The organism is Aliiroseovarius sp. F47248L, assembly GCF_023016085.1.
In the GTDB taxonomy this organism is placed as follows: Bacteria; Pseudomonadota; Alphaproteobacteria; order Rhodobacterales; family Rhodobacteraceae; genus Aliiroseovarius.
Map to the genome: position 1 here is coordinate 2,483,788 of NZ_JALKBF010000001.1, position 18,318 is coordinate 2,502,105.

16 protein-coding genes are annotated in these 18,318 nt (G+C 55.0%); 10 read left to right on the forward strand and 6 right to left on the reverse strand.

The features are described from left to right. Positions 1-19 precede the first annotated feature (19 nt). The 4 genes from MWU51_RS12405 to MWU51_RS12420 all read left to right on the forward strand — a co-directional run bounded on the left by MWU51_RS12405 (position 20) and on the right by MWU51_RS12420 (position 5,069). A complete protein-coding gene (locus tag MWU51_RS12405) occupies positions 20-1,054 on the forward strand; it encodes a TRAP transporter substrate-binding protein (RefSeq protein ID WP_247037558.1) in 1,035 nt (344 codons plus the stop codon). A gap of 65 nt (positions 1,055-1,119) precedes the next feature. Beyond that, complete coding sequence (locus MWU51_RS12410; protein WP_247037559.1) at positions 1,120-2,481, forward strand: glutamine synthetase family protein; 1,362 nt, start codon at positions 1,120-1,122, stop codon at positions 2,479-2,481. 63 nt (positions 2,482-2,544) lie between these two features. Then, positions 2,545-3,927: an aldehyde dehydrogenase family protein gene (locus MWU51_RS12415; RefSeq protein WP_247037560.1), complete on the forward strand. Its 1,383-nt coding sequence runs from the start codon at positions 2,545-2,547 to the stop codon at positions 3,925-3,927. Beyond that, positions 3,924-5,069, forward strand: coding sequence for an iron-containing alcohol dehydrogenase (locus MWU51_RS12420; RefSeq protein ID WP_247037561.1), 1,146 nt, complete (start codon positions 3,924-3,926; stop codon positions 5,067-5,069). Before MWU51_RS12415 ends, MWU51_RS12420 begins: the two co-directional genes overlap by 4 nt. 50 nt (positions 5,070-5,119) lie before the next feature. Here MWU51_RS12420 and MWU51_RS12425 read toward each other — a convergent pair whose 3' ends face one another. The 3 genes from MWU51_RS12425 to MWU51_RS12435 all read right to left on the reverse strand — a co-directional run bounded on the left by MWU51_RS12425 (position 5,120) and on the right by MWU51_RS12435 (position 7,956). Next, positions 5,120-5,533: a universal stress protein gene (locus MWU51_RS12425; RefSeq protein ID WP_247037563.1), complete on the reverse strand. Its 414-nt coding sequence runs from the start codon at positions 5,531-5,533 to the stop codon at positions 5,120-5,122. Between the two features lie 120 nt (positions 5,534-5,653). Continuing rightward, positions 5,654-6,892: an AGE family epimerase/isomerase gene (locus tag MWU51_RS12430; protein WP_247037565.1), complete on the reverse strand. Its 1,239-nt coding sequence runs from the start codon at positions 6,890-6,892 to the stop codon at positions 5,654-5,656. Beyond that, positions 6,889-7,956, reverse strand: a complete 1,068-nt coding sequence (locus tag MWU51_RS12435; protein WP_247037567.1) for a LacI family transcriptional regulator — start codon at positions 7,954-7,956, stop codon at positions 6,889-6,891. Before MWU51_RS12435 ends, MWU51_RS12430 begins: the two co-directional genes overlap by 4 nt. Positions 7,957-8,635: 679 nt before the next feature. Between MWU51_RS12435 and MWU51_RS12440 the strand changes: the two genes are divergently transcribed. Further along, positions 8,636-9,454 carry a glycosyltransferase family 2 protein gene (locus MWU51_RS12440; protein ID WP_247037568.1) on the forward strand — a complete coding sequence of 273 codons (819 nt, stop codon included), beginning with the start codon at positions 8,636-8,638 and terminating at the stop codon, positions 9,452-9,454. Positions 9,455-9,458: 4 nt separating this feature from the next. After that, positions 9,459-10,124 (forward strand): sulfotransferase family 2 domain-containing protein, encoded by a 666-nt coding sequence (locus MWU51_RS12445; protein ID WP_247037569.1) that lies wholly within the window; start codon positions 9,459-9,461, stop codon positions 10,122-10,124. A gap of 290 nt (positions 10,125-10,414) precedes the next feature. Here MWU51_RS12445 and MWU51_RS12450 read toward each other — a convergent pair whose 3' ends face one another. Both MWU51_RS12450 and MWU51_RS12455 read right to left on the reverse strand, forming a co-directional pair. Next, positions 10,415-11,824: an amidase gene (locus MWU51_RS12450; RefSeq protein WP_247037570.1), complete on the reverse strand. Its 1,410-nt coding sequence runs from the start codon at positions 11,822-11,824 to the stop codon at positions 10,415-10,417. A gap of 12 nt (positions 11,825-11,836) precedes the next feature. After that, positions 11,837-12,457, reverse strand: coding sequence for a TetR/AcrR family transcriptional regulator (locus MWU51_RS12455; protein ID WP_247037571.1), 621 nt, complete (start codon positions 12,455-12,457; stop codon positions 11,837-11,839). 101 nt (positions 12,458-12,558) lie between these two features. Here MWU51_RS12455 and dctP point away from each other — a divergent pair, with 101 nt between their 5' ends. The 3 genes from dctP to MWU51_RS12470 are packed head-to-tail and all read left to right on the forward strand — an operon-like array spanning position 12,559 to position 15,315. Next, the gene (gene dctP, locus MWU51_RS12460) at positions 12,559-13,557 is read left to right on the forward strand and encodes a TRAP transporter substrate-binding protein DctP (RefSeq protein ID WP_247037572.1); all 999 of its coding nucleotides are present in this window, start codon (positions 12,559-12,561) and stop codon (positions 13,555-13,557) included. A 7-nt stretch (positions 13,558-13,564) separates the two neighbouring features. After that, positions 13,565-14,053 carry a TRAP transporter small permease subunit gene (locus MWU51_RS12465; RefSeq protein WP_247037573.1) on the forward strand — a complete coding sequence of 163 codons (489 nt, stop codon included), beginning with the start codon at positions 13,565-13,567 and terminating at the stop codon, positions 14,051-14,053. After that, positions 14,053-15,315 (forward strand): TRAP transporter large permease, encoded by a 1,263-nt coding sequence (locus MWU51_RS12470; protein WP_247037575.1) that lies wholly within the window; start codon positions 14,053-14,055, stop codon positions 15,313-15,315. Before MWU51_RS12465 ends, MWU51_RS12470 begins: the two co-directional genes overlap by 1 nt. A gap of 215 nt (positions 15,316-15,530) precedes the next feature. Here the strand turns inward: MWU51_RS12470 and MWU51_RS12475 are convergent, their stop codons facing one another. Further along, entirely contained in the window at positions 15,531-16,313 is a 783-nt protein-coding gene (locus MWU51_RS12475) for a helix-turn-helix domain-containing protein (RefSeq protein ID WP_247037577.1), read from the reverse strand. A 125-nt stretch (positions 16,314-16,438) separates the two neighbouring features. Here MWU51_RS12475 and MWU51_RS12480 point away from each other — a divergent pair, with 125 nt between their 5' ends. Then, positions 16,439-18,301: a TRAP transporter fused permease subunit gene (locus MWU51_RS12480; protein ID WP_247037579.1), complete on the forward strand. Its 1,863-nt coding sequence runs from the start codon at positions 16,439-16,441 to the stop codon at positions 18,299-18,301. Positions 18,302-18,318 lie beyond the last annotated feature (17 nt).

The window sequence follows — 18,318 nt, forward strand, 5'->3', positions numbered from 1 at the left end:
GCAACAAGGAGAACGACAAATGACAACGAGACGTAAGTTTATCGCCGGCGCTGGTGTTGGCGCATTGACCGCACCACTTGCTACTCCGGCACTTGCTCAATCCACGATCAAATGGCGGATGCAGACCTATGCAGGGCCCGCACTGGCCGAGCATGTGATCAAGCCTGCCATCGACATGTTCAACAAGATCGCGGACGACCGGATGCAGATCGAACTGTTCTTTGCTGACCAGTTGGTCCCGACCGGAGAGCTGTTTCAGGCCATGCAACGCGGTACGATTGATGCGGTGCAGTCGGATGATGACTCGATGGCGTCGCCGACCGAGGTCACCGTTTTCGGCGGCTATTTTCCATTCGCTTCACGCTATTCACTGGATGTCCCGGTTCTGTTCAACCAATACGGCCTAAACGAGATTTGGGACGCGGAATATTCTAAGGTCGGCGTGAAACACATCAGCGCAGGTGCATGGGACCCGTGCCACTTTGCCACCAAGGATCCGATCAACTCGCTTGAGGATCTGAAAGGCAAGCGTGTCTTTACCTTCCCGACCGCTGGTCGCTTCTTGGCACAGTTCGGAGTCGTACCCGTCACGCTGCCGTGGGAGGACATCGAAGTCGCCGTACAAACCGGCGAACTTGATGGCATCGCGTGGTCTGGCATCACTGAAGACTACACCGTTGGTTGGGCCGATGTGACCAACTATTTCCTGACCAACAACATCTCGGGCGCATGGGCCGGGTCGTTCTTTGCAAATATGGATCGCTGGAACGAGTTGCCAGAAGACCTGCAAACGCTGTTCCGTGTCTGCTGCGACCAGTCACACTATTATCGCCAGTGGTGGTATTGGGGCGGTGAAGCCAGCCTGCGCGTGAACGGACCAAAGATGGAGTTGACCACCATCCCAGATGCCGAATGGTCACAAGTTGAAGAAGCCGCTGTGAAGTTTTGGGACGAGATCGCTGCGGAAAGCGAAACCAAGGCGAAGGTCGTGGACATTATCAAGAAATACAACGCAGATATGCAGAAGGCTGGACGTCCGTATCGCTACGGATAAGCATTGCATTACGCATTTTGCCGGGCAGTTCACTGCCCGGCACCGTCTCAAAAGGTTTATACAAGATGTCGCCCACACTTTCGTTTGATGATCTGAAATCTCACGTCGCCGCCGGCGAAGTCGACACCGTTCTGGTGTGTTTTGTCGACATGCAGGGCCGACTGATGGGCAAGAGATTCCATGCGGGTCACTTTGTTGCCGGCGCATGGGAGGAAACCCATTGCTGCAACTACCTTCTGGCCACGGATCTGGAGATGGGAACGCCTGACGGATACGCCTCGACCAGTTGGGAGCGTGGCTATGGGGACTATGTCATGAAGCCCGATCTGGACACACTGCGCCCGGTACCGTGGCTGGACGGCACGGTGATGGTGTTGTGCGATGTTCTGGACCACCATACCCACGAAGACGTGCCCCATTCACCGCGCGCCATTCTGAAACGTCAGGTTGCCCGGCTGGAAGCGATGGGCTTTGACGCGATGTGTGCGACCGAACTGGAGTTTTTCCTGTTCGAAAAAAGATTCGAGGAAATCAGCAAGGGGGGATTTCGCGATCTGACCCCGATCTCGGGCTATAACGAGGACTACCATATATTGCAGACCACCAAGGAAGAACACGTGATGCGGCCGATCCGCAATCACCTTTGGAACGCCGGTTTGCCGATTGAGAACTCCAAGGGTGAAGCCGAGACCGGCCAAGAAGAATTGAACATCAAATACGCCCAAGCGATGGACACCGCCGCCTATCACACGATTGCAAAGCACGCGGTCAAAGAGATCGCATGGCAGCAGGGGCATGCGGCCAGTTTCCTGCCGAAATGGCACCACGAAAAGGTCGGTTCATCCAGCCATGTGCACCAGTCACTGTGGAAAGATGGCAAGCCCGCCTTTGCCGATCCGAACGACAAGTTGGGCATGTCGACGCTGATGAAGAACTATATGGCGGGGCTTTTGAAATACGCGCCGGACTACACGTATTTCATGGCGCCTTACATCAACAGCTACAAGCGGTTCATGAAAGGCACGTTTGCGCCGACGCGGATCATCTGGTCGGTGGACAACCGCACCGCTGGGTTCCGGTTGTGTGGTGAAAGCACCAAGGCGATCCGGGTGGAATGCCGCATCCCCGGCTCGGATATGAACCCCTATCTGGCGATTGCTGGCATGCTGGCTGCCGGGATTGCGGGGATCGAAGAAGGATTGGAGCTTCAGCCCCCGACCACAGGCGATGTCTATAAGGGCGATACCGGAATGATCCCGGGCAATCTTCAGGCGGCACGCGACGCGCTGTATGAGTCCACTATGTTGCGGGCGGCGATGGGCGATGACGTCGTGGATCACTACACCCGCGCTGCAGAAGTGGAGATTGAAGAGTTTGAACGCGTGGTGACCGATTGGGAAATCGCGCGTGGGTTTGAGCGGGCATAGGCAAAGATTTCTTGCCTCCGGCGGGGAATATTTAAGGCCAGAAGAAACATAAAGGATTGGCGTATGGGCCAGGGTTTGAAATGTGTGTCACCGATTGATGGATCGGTCTTTGAAACTCGCGAGACGCTGTCGCAGGACGATGCATTTGCGGCGGCTCAGCGCGCCCGCGTAGCGCAGGTGGCGTGGGCTGCACGTCCGTTGCAGGAACGGATCGACCTTGTGATGGCAGGTGTCGCCGCCGTGGGGGCAATGAATGACGAGATCGTGCCGGAACTTGCCCATATGATGGGCCGCCCGGTGCGCTATGGTGGAGAGTTCGGCGGATTCAATGAACGTGCGTCTCATATGGCCGGCATCGCGGCTGATGCGCTGGCGGATATTGAAGTTGGCGAGGATGCGAGCTTCAAACGCTACATCAAGCGAGTGCCGCATGGCGTCGTGTTTGTCGTGGCGCCGTGGAACTACCCCTACATGACTGCGATCAACACGGTCGCACCAGCACTGATCGCGGGCAACTCAGTTGTGTTGAAACACGCCACCCAAACGCTTTTGGTCGGCGAGCGAATGGCAACGGCATTTCATTCCGCTGGCATTCCCGACGATGTGTTTCAAAACGTGTTTCTATCGCATGTCGTGACCAACGACCTGATTGCGGGCAACGCGTTCGATTTTGTGAACTTCACCGGATCTGTTGGCGGTGGGCAGGCGATGGAACGCGCCGCGGCAGGCACGTTCACTGGTGTCGGCACCGAGCTTGGGGGCAAAGATCCCGGCTATGTCATGGATGATGCCGATCTGGATGCGGCGGTTGAAACCCTGATCGACGGGGCAATGTTCAATGCTGGTCAGTGCTGCTGCGGGATCGAGCGTATCTATGTGCACGAAAGCCTGTTCGACGAATTTGTCGCGAAGGCCGTTAAGATCGTTAAGGGATACAAACTGGGCAATCCTCTGGATCCGGAGACCACGCTTGGACCGATGGCCAACGTAAGGTTTGCCTCCGAAGTGCGTGCACAGATTGAGGAGGCCTTGGCCAAAGGCGCGAAGGCCCATATCGACACGTTCCCGGAAGATGATGGCGGGGCGTATCTAACACCTCAGATTCTGACCAATGTCACCCACGACATGCGCGTGATGCGGGATGAGAGCTTTGGTCCAGTTGTCGGGATCATGGCCGTCAAGAACGACGAAGAGGCGATCCACCTGATGAATGACAGTGAGTTTGGCCTGACCGCTTCGCTTTGGACGCGTGATCTTGAACGCGCGCAAAGCGTTGGTGATCGGGTCGAAACCGGCACCGTCTTTTTGAACCGGGCGGACTATCTTGATCCGGGTCTGTGCTGGACTGGTTGCAAAAACACCGGGCGCGGCGGGGGCTTGTCGGTGATCGGTTATCAAAACCTGACCCGTCCGAAATCTTATCATCTTAAAAAGGTAACATCATGAGCCTTCAAGGAAACTGGTCCTATCCGACCGCGATCAAGTTTGGCGCTGGCCGCATAAAAGAGCTTCCCGAAGCCTGCGCGCAGGCGGGAATCAAGCGGCCCCTTCTGGTGACGGACAAGGGGCTGGCCGATCTGCCGATCACCAAAGACACGTTGGACATCATGGACGCGGCCCGGTTGGGTCGTGGTCTGTTCTCAGAGGTTGATCCAAACCCGAACGAAGGCAACTTGCTGGCCGGTGTCGAAGCCTACAAGGCGGGCGGGCATGATGGTGTGATCGCTTTTGGCGGCGGGTCGGGGCTGGATCTGGGCAAGATGGTGGCCTTCATGGCTGGTCACACCCGCCCGATTTGGGATTTTGAAGATATCGGCGATTGGTGGACCCGCGCCGATGCGGATGCCATCGCGCCCATCGTCGCCGTGCCGACAACGGCTGGCACCGGTTCCGAAGTGGGGCGCGCCAGCGTCATCACCAACTCCGAGACGCACGAGAAGAAGATTATCTTCCACCCGAAGGTGTTGCCCAGCGTTGTGATCTGCGACCCGGAACTGACCGTCGGCATGCCAAAGTTTATCACCGCAGGCACCGGGCTGGATGCCTTCGCCCATTGCGTGGAAGCCTATTCAAGCCCGCATTACCATCCGATGAGCCAGGGCATTGCTCTTGAGGGTATGAAGCTGGTCATCGACAACCTGCCCCGCGCCTATGCGGATGGCACAGATATCGACGCCCGCGCCAACATGATGAGCGCCGCAGCCATGGGTGCGACTGCCTTCCAAAAAGGTCTGGGCGCGATCCATGCGTTGAGCCACCCGATTGGCGCGATGCATCACACCCACCACGGCACAACGAACGCGATCTGTATGCCCGCCGTGCTGCGCTTCAACGCGCCCGCGATCAAGGATCGGTTCGATCTGGCCGCCGGCTATCTGGGGATCAAGGGTGGGTTCGAAGGGTTCCAGTCCTTCGTTCAGAGTTTCAACGACAGCATGGCGATCCCGAAACGCGTCAGCGACCTTGGCATCAACGACCCCGATATCGACACGCTGGTGAAAGGCGCGCTGATTGATCCGTCCTGCGGCGGCAATCCGATCGAACTGACCAAAGCAAATCTGACCCGGCTCTTTAACGAGGTGCTCTAACGACCTCTCCCTGAACAGCCCGGTGGCTGGTCCGCCGGGCAGTCAGAGTATCAGTCACGCGTGCGCTGGACGTGCACGGCACATCGGCAATGGCGAACCACCCGCGCCGCCGTCGATCCCAGAAAGAAATCGCTAAGACCCGGTTTGTGCGATCCAATCACGACGCAATCAAAACCATGCTCATGCGCATAGTCGATGATTGTGCGCGCCGTGTGTCCGGTCAGAAGGACGGGCGCAACCCCCTCCAATCCCTTGGTCTTTTTCATCAGCGTGTCGTGGGCATGATCGCGCGCCGCCTTCACGACATCTTCATTCAAATAGGCACTGACCGAGGCTTGCGGAGCTTCATGGACATGCAGTGCGGTTATGTCGCCACCATCTGCCAGAAGGTTTCTGGCAATCTCCAGCGTCTCGGGCGAGATACCGTGATCCAGTGCCATCGGGACAAGAATTTTTTTATACATATGATCCTCTTTCAGGCGAATCTGGGCGTTCAATTACAGCCCAGTCAGGCTCGACCCATTGCCCTGAATTGTATAAGTTGCGCCATGACACATATCATGTTCGTCAGGTTTCTCAGACCACTATTGAAGAGTGCCACCCAGATTAACAGCCATACGCGACAAGTGCGGCGTCAGGGGAAACAGACAAGCCTGGACCGCATGATAAATGTCGGGTTTTCCGTTGAACTGTGTGACCGTTGGATGATCTGCCTCATCAATTTCGGGATACCAACCACCGCGCTCATGGTCGATGAAATGGATATCCGCAAACTGCCACAGACGCGCATACCAATCGCTTTGCATCTTGGAGCCCCCGAGCTTCAGGAAACTGGCAAGCACACCAATGGCTTCCGTCACTGGCCACCAATAACGGTCGCGGATCGCGGGCGCGCCGTTAAAATCCAACGTGTAGAACAGTCCGCCTTTTTCAGCATCCCACGCATCAGTCAAAGCGCGTTCCGTCAATGCCCATGCGACGTCAGGTGACCCATCGTCGGGACGACCGCGCAGATCCCAATGCTGCAACAGTAGACGAGCCAACTCGAAAGAATGACCGGGCGTCGTTCCTGCCGGCCGGAACATCGAATTGCCGGAATAACTGCGGTCGATCTGCCATGTTTGGGAATAGTGCTCGGGCAATCTCCAATTTTCAGCTGGGCCAATGTTGCCCGTGAAAAACTGGAGTACGCCCGCCGCCTGTTCCAGATACCGATCCCGCCCGGTTGCTTCGTAGGCTGTCAACAAAGCCTCTACCCCGTGCATGTTTGCATTCATGCCACGGTATGTCGAAAAGGGTGACCAATCGCGGTTCCATTCATCCGCGAACAACCCCGCATCATCTTCCCAAAACTTTTGGTCAAGAACTGCAGTCACATCGTCGATCAACCGATCTGCATCCGGGTGGCCGGCTAGTTTGGCGCTGGCCCCGGCTAGAAGTACGAACATATGTCCGTATGCCAGCTTGCGATCATCATGCTCGACGTTGCCGTCCAGTGCCCACATATATCCGCCATGATCTGTGTCGCGGTGATATTCCCAAAGGTAGTCCATCCCGCCATCAATCACTGCATCGCACCCTTCCAACCCCGCCATTTTCCCCAGCGCAAAGGAGTGCGTCATTCTCGTGGTGGTGTGAAGTTCTTGCACAGTATCCGCAAGTGGAGCCCCGTCATGGCCAAGCACGTAAAAGCCTCCACCAGGACGCAGACTAGTCTTGAAGAATGCAAACTGCCTCTGCGCATCAGTGATCAGAAAATCGCGATGCTCCTTCATGCGGAATTGGTGCCGGGACCCGGCTGCAGGAGAGTGATCTGATGTCATGAAAGCCTCTGCGAATTGAAAACGTGAGCCGTTGCTGCCTGGTCAACGGCACTTGGCGTTTGAATCGGCAAGGTCATCGATGGGAGAACGCATTGAAGATCTGTCACAGGTACTCCGTTGATCCGATCCACCATCATTTTGGCTAACGACCGCCCCGCCGCCGACAGGTCTTCATACAGACTGTCCACACGCGGCCGAACATGGTCAAACACACCAGAAGTCTGCTTGACCATGACGTGCACATCGCGCCCCACAATCAGACCGTTATCCTGAATGGCCGCAAGTCCGGCCAAACCCGAAACATCACCCGGAAAAATAAACCCATCTGGCGGATTCTTGGTGCGCAACCGCTTGCCCAACTGTTCCGAGATCACATGACTTTCGCTGTCCAGTATTATCCCGTCGAGAACTTCATGATTGACGCCTGCTGTCCGTACCGCGGCCATAAATCCATGCAAAATGTGATGATGAAACATGTAACGATCATCTGGCAAAAGGATCGCCAGCCGCCTTGCCCCACGTGCAATCAGTTTTTCGGCAGCCCGTTCGCCGAAAGCATTGTTGTCATAGTCGACATACGCGTGCGGCAAGGCAGATTCAGACCGCCCATGTGTGACAAAGGGAAACCCTGTTTCAGACAGAAATCGGATGCGGCTGTCATCGACAAAGGTGCGCGAGAAAATGATCCCATCCGCCAAATTGTTGCCAACGATCTGTGCCATCCGATCCACTGATTGATCGTTCCCATGATCGGGCCAAACCAGCAAGTCAAATGGCGTGCCGGACAAACCCGCGGTGATGCCGCCAACGAGAAGATTTCCAAATCCAAGAATTTCGCTATGCGGTGGAAGAATTAGATTGATCGCGAAGGTACGCCCGGTACGCAGTCGCTGTGCCGCCCGATCCGGTGCATATCCCAACTCATCAGCCGCTTTACGAACCAAGACGCGGGTCTGTTCAGCCATCTGTGCGTCGTTTGCCAATGCACGCGAAACCGCACTTACTGATATACCCAGCAGGTCGGCGATTGTGCGTTGTGTGGGTCGATTATTTTGCGCTGACATTGATTTGTTTGAATAGGGCGCCGTCACAATACGAATTACAACGTTTTAATCAACGTACCCGTTGATGCAAATTTGCCGTCTGTCGCCATCGCGGAGATAAGAGCCTGATTGCCCGAGTTGAAGCGGTACATAGACTTGATACATCGTCGATCATTCAGTTGGATATGATCATCGGTATCGTTGGCGCGGACGAGGCTGCAGAACAGAGTTCATCATGCCGTTGCTAGACAAATACGCTAACACATAGACGGTCCGACAATTCTGGTTTAGTGCTGTGATTTATGTGGTTGAACGTGGCTTAATTGACCTTAGCCTATGGTGGGCATCCACATTCCGCCTTGGACCACAATTCGAGAAATACACCACCCGCGTTTAGGGATCTGACTTTGAAATTCTTCAAACATGCGCTGAGCTTGTATCGACGGGCCCTACGTCCGCAGAATCCAAGCCAGATAGGCCGCCGTAGCGCGCGCGTTCAACAAACTTGAAGCAAGGCATGCGCAGACTCACCCGTTCACTTCACAAATAGGAAAAGTCGTCAGCCGTGCCAGTAACTATCAACCTGATCATTGACCGATGCGTCTTTAAGCATCCCCTGTTTACTGAAACGCCCTCTTTCTACACGAAAGTGCAAACGGGTAGCTTGCTCAGAAATCAAGAATAGAAAGATTTTGTTCCTATGCCTCTGTTTATGACTCTGCTTGTCCGAGACGAAGAAGACATTCTTGATGCCAATTTGAGCTATCACCTTGCACAAGGTGTTGATCATATAATTGTTACAGACAACCTCAGCGTCGACGGTTCGCCGGACATCATTCAGACTTATGTCAATCAAGGTGTCGCTACGTACATCCGCGAGACTGACAACACCTATTCGCAATCGAAATGGGTTAGCCGAATGGCTGACATAGCCCATGATGCCGGTGCCAGTTGGGTGATGCACTGTGATGCCGACGAGTTCTGGGTAGCCCCTAAGACAGACCTTAAAGGTTGGTTCTCAGGGCAGAGGTGGCACAATGTGGTTTCAGCACACCGGCACGATTTTGTTTGCCTGGAGAATGACGACTCACCATTTTGGCAGCGTATGATCTATCGCAAGTCACTTTCCACAAACCCACTAGGTCAACCGCTACCCCCAAAGGTAGCCCATCGCGCCAAATCTGGGCTAACGGTAGCACAGGGCAACCACGCAGTTTCCGGGTTTCTCTGGCCTCGTATCCTTATGTCAGACTTGGAAATACTGCATTTCCCTTTACGTTCACGCGAACAGTACATTCGGAAAATTGAAAATGGCGGTCAGGCGTATGCCAACAACACTGAACTCGCGCTCTCTGTTGGTAATACTTGGCGCATGCAATACACCGAGTTAATGGAAACTGGCACACTTGCATTCGTGGATACGAACACCGTTTCTGCTGAAATGCTGCAAGACCAGTTGGCAGACGGCACTATCCAAGTTGACACGCGACTTGCCGATTTCCTAGATAATAGAGGATAAAGCATTGCCGGCAGCAATACTAAATGCTCACAAACTGGCCTTCTTTAGCGTCCCGAAGGCGGGAAGCACCTCCATGAAGATGGTCCTTTACGAACTTGAGCATGGCAAGCCTTGGACAGGCGATCCTGACCGAGTGCACCCCCAGTTTCCCACACATCAAATACGAGAAGAAGATTTCGAAGCGACTGAAGGGTTCTGGCGTTACGCTATCATACGCGATCCCATTTCACGGCTTCTTTCTGCTTACGGAAACCGAGTTCACCACCATCACGACATCCGCAAATATGCAGCACCGCGCCTGCTCGAACGTCTACTCTTTCCTATTCGTCACCCTGGTCTTTCGCTCTATCCAGATCGGGATTCCTTTTACTGCAAACTCCAGTGTTACCAGACGCTATCTTTCTCTATTTGGCATCATACTGCACCAATCAGTACATTCATTGGTGACAATCTGGATCGGTTTGACGCGATCTACAGGATTGAGGACATTCCTTTACTAGAAGCGCAACTAAGCAATCATACCGGGCGCCGGATCACCTTGCCGCGTGAACAAACAGCAGGCGAAAAGATCAAACTAGATATGCTGTCCGATGCCGCAAGAGCTTCCGTTCTTTCGTACACCGAGCCGGACTATGAGCTTTTGAAAGACTACTATCAAACTCCGTCCTAGTCCCGATCCGAGAACATAACTGACCGTCCCCGAACTTTTGGATCAAAGCAAGAATCTGCAAATTCTGTTCTTGCCACAGGCCTACGTGATATGGCTGGTTTCTTAGAACTATGGATCGGTGATGTGCGATGACGTTCTACGCACAACTGAGCGCAGGAACTGTGGTCAAACTGGCTGCCGTGAGCCGATTTCTCGGCTTACTGCTTTGAGAGTACGCTACACACCATCTGTTCGGTTAGATCTCAATCATGATCAGTCCCTACATCTGGCGACCAAATACACCTATACCCCTAGACACTGCCCCAAACGGGAAGGGTTTGCCAAAGCGTTCCCAGTTCACGCTCCAACTGTTCGGCGACATCCAGCACAAACCAATCATCATGCATTGGTCCCACAAGTTGCACGCCCAAAGGAACACCGTTCTCCAAATGAGTTGGCAATGCGGCGGACGGTAGGCCAAGCAGGTTGATTGCATGAAGCGGGAGTTGCGCGTCAAAAATCGCGGGGATCTCGTCTGGCGATTTGAAATCAAGATCATTTTCAAAGGGGCGCATCAAGGATGTTGGCATCAGGAACAAGTCGATATCGTCAAACATCAACGACCATGCCCTTTGCAGCTGTATTCTGCGGGTCATCGCCTGAAACAAGTCCGCGATATCAAGCACCGGGTACCTGTCAAAACTCATCGAGACCATGCGGTTAATCTCTGCTGACCCATGCTCTTCAATCGCCTTGCGGAAGGTGTGGTTCACTTCGGTGTACAGGATATCACCCCAGACACGTGCCGTTTCGTCAGCGAAAGGCGGTGTAACTTCGCGAACGGCGATACCGGCGGCGCGCAGACCTTCCACAGCGCGTTCCATTGCGCTTTGCACAGCCGGATCAAGCGGTGCGTCAAACGGGTTCACGCTATATCCGACCGTGACAGTCTTGGCCCGTTCACGGCCGCTATCGGCTGCCATAACCTGCAACGGGTCACGGCTATCCTTCATCGACATCACTTGAAGCGCGGCGCGCACATCTGCAACGTTGCGTCCGAGAGGACCCTGAACCGACATGGTCTGAGTAAGGGGAGGTCGCTCGTTCGGTTGATTTGGGTTCATCGCAGGCACGCGACCAAACGATGGGCGAATGGTCGTCACGCCGCAGCAAAACGCGGGATAACGCAATGAGCCGCCCAGATCATTACCGTGCGCAATCGCTCCGATACCACTGGCGACGGCTGCTGCGGCAGCGCCGCTTGACCCTCCGGGTGTGACACTAGCATCCCAAGGATTGAGCGAGACACCGTGCAAAGGATTGGAGGTGCACCAACGCATCGAAAATTCCGGCGTATTGGTGCGACCAATAATGACAGCACCGCCTTTCTTCAGGTTGGAAACTACTGGCGCGTCGTCTGGGCCAGACATGTCTTTGAAGGCTGGAACGCCGTTGGAGTTTGCGTAACCCGCCTGATCAACATTGATTTTAGTGGTGACCGGCACACCATAAAGTGGGCTTGGGTTGTCCGGGATGCCTGCGTCGTCCATAGCGCGGGCCATATCCAATGCCTCGGCGACCGGCTCTGTTATTGCATTTATGGCAGGGTTCAGCGCTTCCATGCGATCGATATGCGCCTGTGCCACTTCAACAACCGAAACGTCCTTGGACCTGATTTTTTCGGCGGTCTTGATGGCAGACCAGAATGTAATTTCGCTCACGGCAATGCTCTCCTACGGGGTGGGCAGCAGGACAACAGCGTATCCTATTGCGTAGATTTGGTCCTCTAGCAGAGGGTCGTCGGGTCTTGCGGGACCTGAACCGAACACAACCGAATGGGTGAGAACGCCAAGAACCGTCTGTGTCATGCGATGGATGGCAGCCTTTGGGTCTGATACGCCGTGCTGTCTCAACCCGTCTGAAAGTTCGTCACTCATGCGCGCTTCGAATGCAGAGCGCAGTGCGCGCAAGGGAACCCAAATGTTCGGTGTCGATTTCACACGCTCCGCCATCGATCGGTAAAGTTCGGGATTGTCACGAAACTGTGCACAGGTAAGGTCCAGCAGGCGCCGCAGCCGCTCTTCGAAGGGCAAGCCGGTCAGATCCAAATTCGCAAGATCCGTCATAGCACGGGCATTAAACTCGTCAACAAGACGCGTGATGATGCCCTCTTTCGATCCGAAATGATGATAGAGGCTACCAATTGATACGCCCGATTCTTTGGAAATGTGCGATAACTGGACGGCGTCAAAGCCGCCATCGGCCATCAGAATATGCGCGGCATCCAGAACGCGGCGAACGGTTTTTACCCCCCGTTTCTGTGGCTTACGAATTTCTACGGCTTGCTCTGTCACAATCGCTCCCTTACTCATTTACAAAATACTAGAATTAGAGTTCTAATTCAAGTATTGTCTCTGGCACGCCCTGGAGGAGGGCCAGCTTTAGGGAGGCTTTAATGAATAAGAAAACTATGATTGCGGCTGCAATCACCTCGATGATTGTTGTGGGTGCGGCGCAGGCCGAGACACTGAAAGTGTCGACCGCAGCACCTAACGGAACACCTTGGGTCAAGCACCTTGAGACGAGCGCTGCAAATCTTGCAGAAATCTCTGGTGGTGCGATGACGATGGAAGTCTTTCCGGCAAGCCAGTTGGGCGCGGAAACTGACACCATCAAACAGACGGCACGCGGGCGTTTGGCCGCAGGGAACTTCTCAATCACAGCCGTGGCCAGCGTGGTGCCTGAAGTGTCAATGCTGGTGACTCCGTTTTTCTGGGACAGCTTCGAGCAAGCAGATTGCGCGTTGGACAACCATCTTTCCGGCCTCTTCGACGAGCTGTTTCAGACGCGCGGTCTGCGATTGGTCCAATGGCAAGAGCTTGGTTGGCAGAACCTATTCACGAACGAGCCGGTGAGTGGCCCCGCCGATGTCGTGGGCCTGAAAATGCGCGTTGGAACGTCGGACAACCACGATATGTACTGGCGTGCTGCTGGCGTATCGGGCGTGCCAATGCCTTTCTCGGATATTGCAACAAACCTTCAGACCGGCTTGGTCGAAGGTGGCGAGCTGCCCACCATTTCTTATGTAGCAGGTGGCGTCGGGAAAATTTCACCGCACATGACACGGACCCGCCACATCTACCAGCCCTCTGTTCTGCTGATGTCCACAAAAGTCTGGGACGGCATGTCCGAGGAAGAGCAAGCGCAGTTCAACGAAGCGATGGAGCCTGCCCAAGCCCTACGAACCGCGGTTCGTGGCGCAATTGATTTCTTCAGCGCCAAGCATGTCGAAGAGGGTGGCACAATCAGCGAGTTGAACGATGAGCAGCGTGCAGAATGGGCAGCGCTTTGGTCAGATGAAAAGATGCAGGAACTGATCGCAGCGACAGGCGGAGATTCGCAGCGCGTCTATGACGCTGTGGTCGCAGCCCGCGACGCTTGCACAACAAACTGATCCGGCCATGAAACGGTTCCTGTCTGCTTTACTGACAGTCGAGACATTGGTTGCGGGGGCATTCTATACGATTGCCGCCGCAATCTTGTTCGCCGATGTCATCGCGCGCGAACTGTTTGATTCTCCGATATGGGGCGGGCAACGCATCGCGGTTTTGTTGGCCAACGGATCAGCCCTGATCGGCATCGCAGTCGCAGTCGCGCTTAACCGGCATATTCGCCCGTCTGTTCTGGATGGGGCCATCCCAGCCCGGTTTGATCCGGTAACTGTGCGTGTCGGGCATCTGCTTGGCGCCGCGGTCATGTTTGCGGGCGCGTACTATGGCGCACTGCTGGTTCTGGAAAACAGGTCAATGGGCTTTACCACGCCGCCGCTTAAGCTTGAGATCTGGATCGCGCAGCTTGCCTTTCCTTACGGGTTTGCCTCGGCTGGCTTGCGCTATCTGTTCTTCGCCATCGACCCCGAGCTGCAACCCAAGCATGAGGATCGTATTTGATGAGCGCGTCCGTAATCCTCCTTCTGATCGTTGTCGGCCTGTTGGCACTGCGCCAGAACATCGTGATCATTCTTGCCGTCACAGTCGCCTATCTGCACCTGACATGGGGCGACGGCGACCTTCTATACATGGTCGAGGACGCCTGGATCGCGATTGACAAAGAGGCGCTTTTGTCGATCCCCATGTTTATCCTTGTGGGTGCCGTGATGACCCGCGGATCAATTGCCAAGCGACTGATTGATGTGGCCATCGCGTTTACCCAAAACCTGCGGGGCGGACTTGGGGCCGCCGCCATTCTAAGCTGCGCTGTGTTCTCAGCGATCTCCGGCTCTTCTCCGGTCACCCTACTGGCTGTGGGCGCGGTGCTCTATCCGGCGCTTTTGCAGGAAAACTATCCAAAGCGGTTCGCACTCGGCGCACTGACGTCTGGCGGAACGCTGGGCATCATCATCCCGCCGTCGATCCCGCTGATCATCTATGGCATCGCGACCGAGACATCCATTGTCGATCTGTTTCTGGCGGGCCTGATCCCCGGCTTGTTGCTGACCGCCATCATGGTCGCCTATTCGCTCTACCTGAACCGGAATATGCCCACGCCTACAGCTGAAACGCGTAAATCCTTGCGCACCGCGATCAAACGTGGCGGGCCGGCGATTTTCATGCCGATCCTGCTTCTTGGTGGAATCTATTCTGGCTATTTCACACCGACGGAATCTGCCGCCGTTGCGCTGGTATATGCGCTGCTCGTCGAGATGTTCATTCACCGTGAAGTTGGCCTGCGTGACCTTTATGTGATCGTGCAGGACACGGTCGCGCTTCTTGGCTCGATCATCCCGATCATCGCCATCGCAATGAGCGTGAATGTCTTCCTGGCCACCGAAGGTGTGCCCAATGCACTTGGCGCCTGGCTGCAGGCCAATGTCGGCAACGTGATCCTGTTTATCTTGGCCATGAACCTGCTTTTGCTACTTGTTGGTATGTTCATGGACACGATCTCTGCGCTGCTGATCTTTGGTCCGCTTCTTATGCCGGTGGCTGCAAGTTTTGGTATCGATCCTGTGCATCTGGGCATCATCATGGTGCTGAACCTTGAAATCGGACTTCTGACCCCGCCGATGGGGTTGAACCTGTTGGTGGCTTCCACGGCATTCAAGGAAAAGTTCAGCCTTGTGACGGTGTCGGTGCTCCCCTTCATATGCCTGATGCTACTTGTTCTGCTACTAGTCAGCTTTGTTCCATGGCTCTCTCTGGCATTGCTCTAGAAAGTCTAGCTTGTCGTGGGCACGGTTAAGAAAGCAACCCCATCTTGATGATTTCAACAGACGTTTGTATGAAGCGTTACCCAACGGACTGTCGTAAAATACTATCTTGCTCCGCCATAGGTGCCGACCTGCGGAGTGACGCGCTCTGTCAACGATGTTGGCAAGAAGCAAGGCTACAGGGAAAATGCATTTTCTCTCGCGGTATGGTCCGTGCGTCAGGCGAATTCCTGATAGTTTTGACCAATGGTCTTTGCCGCTGATTGAAGTCGCGCAAGGTGGTCTTTGGCGACGTCTTCTACGGATCTATCACCGGCATTCCAGACTAGGTTTATTGCGCCTACGGGTTCCCGGCCTGCAAGGATTGGAACCGCGATTGCCGATGGAAGTTCACCGTATTCCACGGCTCGCCCCCAATGGCCCTGCGCCCGGGCCGCATAGCCCTGTTCTGTGATGTTTCTAATAACCTGTAGAAGCTGTGGCAGGACGGCCGTATCCTCACGGGGAAGGCGGTCGACCAATTCCCGCAACGCCTGTGCGCGAGCTGAAGGCGACAGTGCCGAAATGTATGCAGACCCTAAAGCCGAGAGTATTGGAGAGGGGCGGAAGCCGACTGCATCTGGATAGACGCCGTGCTTTTTGAAGACGCGGGTGGTGTCCACGATCTCGGTGCGGCCCTCGCCAATCGCGGCAGCCAGATCGACGCCCAGACCGGTCTGCTCAGACAGTCGTACGATTTCTTCCTTGCCGACGGCCACCAGTCGGTCAACCAGATCGGGCATGCCATAAGCATGAGGAAAGGCCGAACCAAGCTGATAGCATCCATCACTGCTTCTGCGGATAAGCCAACGTCTGTTTTCCAAAGTTGCGCAGATACGCAGTAATGTAGGTTTCGCAAGCCCTGTCTGCGCAGCAAGAAAGGCAAGTGAACTGGCGCCTGAAGTATGAACAACTTCAAGCACTGTCAGCCCGCGTTCAATGGATCGGTTGAGTTTGATCATCTGAGTGTTTCACCTAGTGAAACACTCAATCGACTTTAATGAATGTGTTCAATAGTTTTTTGACACTCGATTCCACAAAGTAGCGACTGGAGTCGACCACAGCCAACCGCTTTTGGGAGGAACTCGTGTCGGAACTCAAAAAAAACACGTACCTGGAATATCCCGTGACCGCGCTCTCGCTCGCGATCATTGCAGTGGTTTTCTACGTGTCTGTTTTCGGTGTGTTTTCGGATTCCTATCTACGCGTTGGAATGTTGATGGCCGGTGGCTTATTGATCATTCTGTCCAGCCTAAAGCGGTCTGACGGCCTAGCCGATCGCGGGATTTTGGTCGCTGCTGCAGTTGCTTTGTCTTTAAGTGTCTACCAGTATTTTCGTGCTGCTGAAGAAATCGAAACTGGGCTTTATTTTCTGACCTCAACCGACATGTGGATGGGTCTTCTTGGACTCCTCGCAGTGCTCGAACTGACTCGCCGATCGGTTGGCCTTGTAATGGCGCTTGTTGCTGGTGTCCTGCTTGCCTACGGAGCTTTCGGGCATATGGCGCCCGGGTTCCTTCGACATGCAGGGATATCCAACGAGGAACTGATGACCGTTCTGTGGTATTCCTTTGACGGTGTGTTTGGACGCCCTATGGCTACGGTTGTCTCCACCATCCTGATTTTCATTATCTTCGGCGCGCTTCTTGAACTGCTGGCAATCGATCTGGTGCTTGTGCGGCTGGCTATGGCTGCCACCGGACGGATGCGATCTGGCCCCGCGGCGGCGGCTACTGTGGCCAGTGGTTTATTCGGGACAATTTCCGGCAGCGCAGTGGCCAATGTCGTCGGCACCGGCGTCATCACCATTCCGCTGATCAAGAAACGTGGCTTCTCTGCCCGCTTCGCAGCAGCGGTCGAATCTGCTGCCTCCAGCGGTGGTCAGATCACCCCACCAATTATGGGGGCGGTCGCGTTCATCATGGCGGACGTCACAAGCGTTCCTTACTTGACGATCTGTGCCGCTGCCGCTGTTCCTGCCTTGCTTTACTACGGCGGTTTGTTCGTCGCGATTTCAAGCGCTGCGCGGAATATGGATCTGGCGGAAGAACCGCGTCCGAATATCTCGTTTAGCTGGCGTGAACTCGTGCAAATGGGGATATTCGTGCTGGCACTGGCGGGTATCGTGGTGACTATGGTTGGCGGCTCGTCGCCTGCCTATGCCGGGTTTGTCGGGGTCGCTCTCGCCGCAGTACTGGGCTTTGCTCTCCGTCCCGATTTGTTGACCAACGGGAAGGCCTGGTTGAAGTTCATCCGCTCAGCTGGACTGATCTCGGCGCAACTCGTGGTGATTGTCGGAGCTGTGGGGATCGTCATTGGCGTTTTAAACCTGACCGGCGTGGGGCTGCGTTTTGCCTCCTTGCTCTCAAACCTCGCAGAGACCAAACTTTTCCTTTCCCTGATCCTGATGGCTGTTGCCTGCCTTTTGCTTGGCATGGGGATGCCGACCGTTCCCGCCTATTTGATCATCGTTCTGGTAATGGGGCCTTCGCTGCAAAAACTTGGTGTTCCGATTGTCCATACCCACATGTTCGTGCTGTATTTCGGCGTTTTGTCAGCCATTACACCGCCCGTTGCTCTGGCGGCTTTTGCCGCCGCTCCAATCGCGGGGTCAAGCCCGATGGCTACGGCGCTTGAAGCCTCGCGGCTGGCGCTGCCGGGCTTTGTGATCCCGTTCGCATTCATCTATCAGCCAGCGCTGCTGCTGGGGACCGGATTTGACTGGACCGAGTCGGTGCAGGCAATCTTGTTCGTGCTACTCAGCACAATCCTGATCTCACGCGCCTGCTATCCACGCCGTGGCAAAACGTACATGGTGCCTGTCGGTTTAGGGCTGGCTGCCGCACTCATTTTCTTTGGGCCAACCGTCTCTTGGATCGCCGCAATCGCTGGATTGGGGCTGCTGTATTTCGACCGGCTGGACCTGACCTCAAAAGAAACGATCTCATAAACACACAAGGGAGAACC

What these genes read in the sequence shown, in the direction of transcription:
- MWU51_RS12405 (WP_247037558.1), top strand. Translation starts at nt 20, where the DNA reads ATGACAACGAGACGTAAGTTTATCGCCGGCGCTGGTGTTGGCGCATTG.
- MWU51_RS12410 (WP_247037559.1), top strand. Translation starts at nt 1,120, where the DNA reads ATGTCGCCCACACTTTCGTTTGATGATCTGAAATCTCACGTCGCCGCC.
- MWU51_RS12415 (WP_247037560.1), top strand. Translation starts at nt 2,545, where the DNA reads ATGGGCCAGGGTTTGAAATGTGTGTCACCGATTGATGGATCGGTCTTT.
- MWU51_RS12420 (WP_247037561.1), top strand. Translation starts at nt 3,924, where the DNA reads ATGAGCCTTCAAGGAAACTGGTCCTATCCGACCGCGATCAAGTTTGGC.
- MWU51_RS12425 (WP_247037563.1), bottom strand. Translation starts at nt 5,533, where the DNA reads ATGTATAAAAAAATTCTTGTCCCGATGGCACTGGATCACGGTATCTCG.
- MWU51_RS12430 (WP_247037565.1), bottom strand. Translation starts at nt 6,892, where the DNA reads ATGACATCAGATCACTCTCCTGCAGCCGGGTCCCGGCACCAATTCCGC.
- MWU51_RS12435 (WP_247037567.1), bottom strand. Translation starts at nt 7,956, where the DNA reads ATGTCAGCGCAAAATAATCGACCCACACAACGCACAATCGCCGACCTG.
- MWU51_RS12440 (WP_247037568.1), top strand. Translation starts at nt 8,636, where the DNA reads ATGCCTCTGTTTATGACTCTGCTTGTCCGAGACGAAGAAGACATTCTT.
- dctP (WP_247037572.1), top strand. Translation starts at nt 12,559, where the DNA reads ATGAATAAGAAAACTATGATTGCGGCTGCAATCACCTCGATGATTGTT.
- MWU51_RS12465 (WP_247037573.1), top strand. Translation starts at nt 13,565, where the DNA reads ATGAAACGGTTCCTGTCTGCTTTACTGACAGTCGAGACATTGGTTGCG.
- MWU51_RS12470 (WP_247037575.1), top strand. Translation starts at nt 14,053, where the DNA reads ATGAGCGCGTCCGTAATCCTCCTTCTGATCGTTGTCGGCCTGTTGGCA.
- MWU51_RS12475 (WP_247037577.1), bottom strand. Translation starts at nt 16,313, where the DNA reads ATGATCAAACTCAACCGATCCATTGAACGCGGGCTGACAGTGCTTGAA.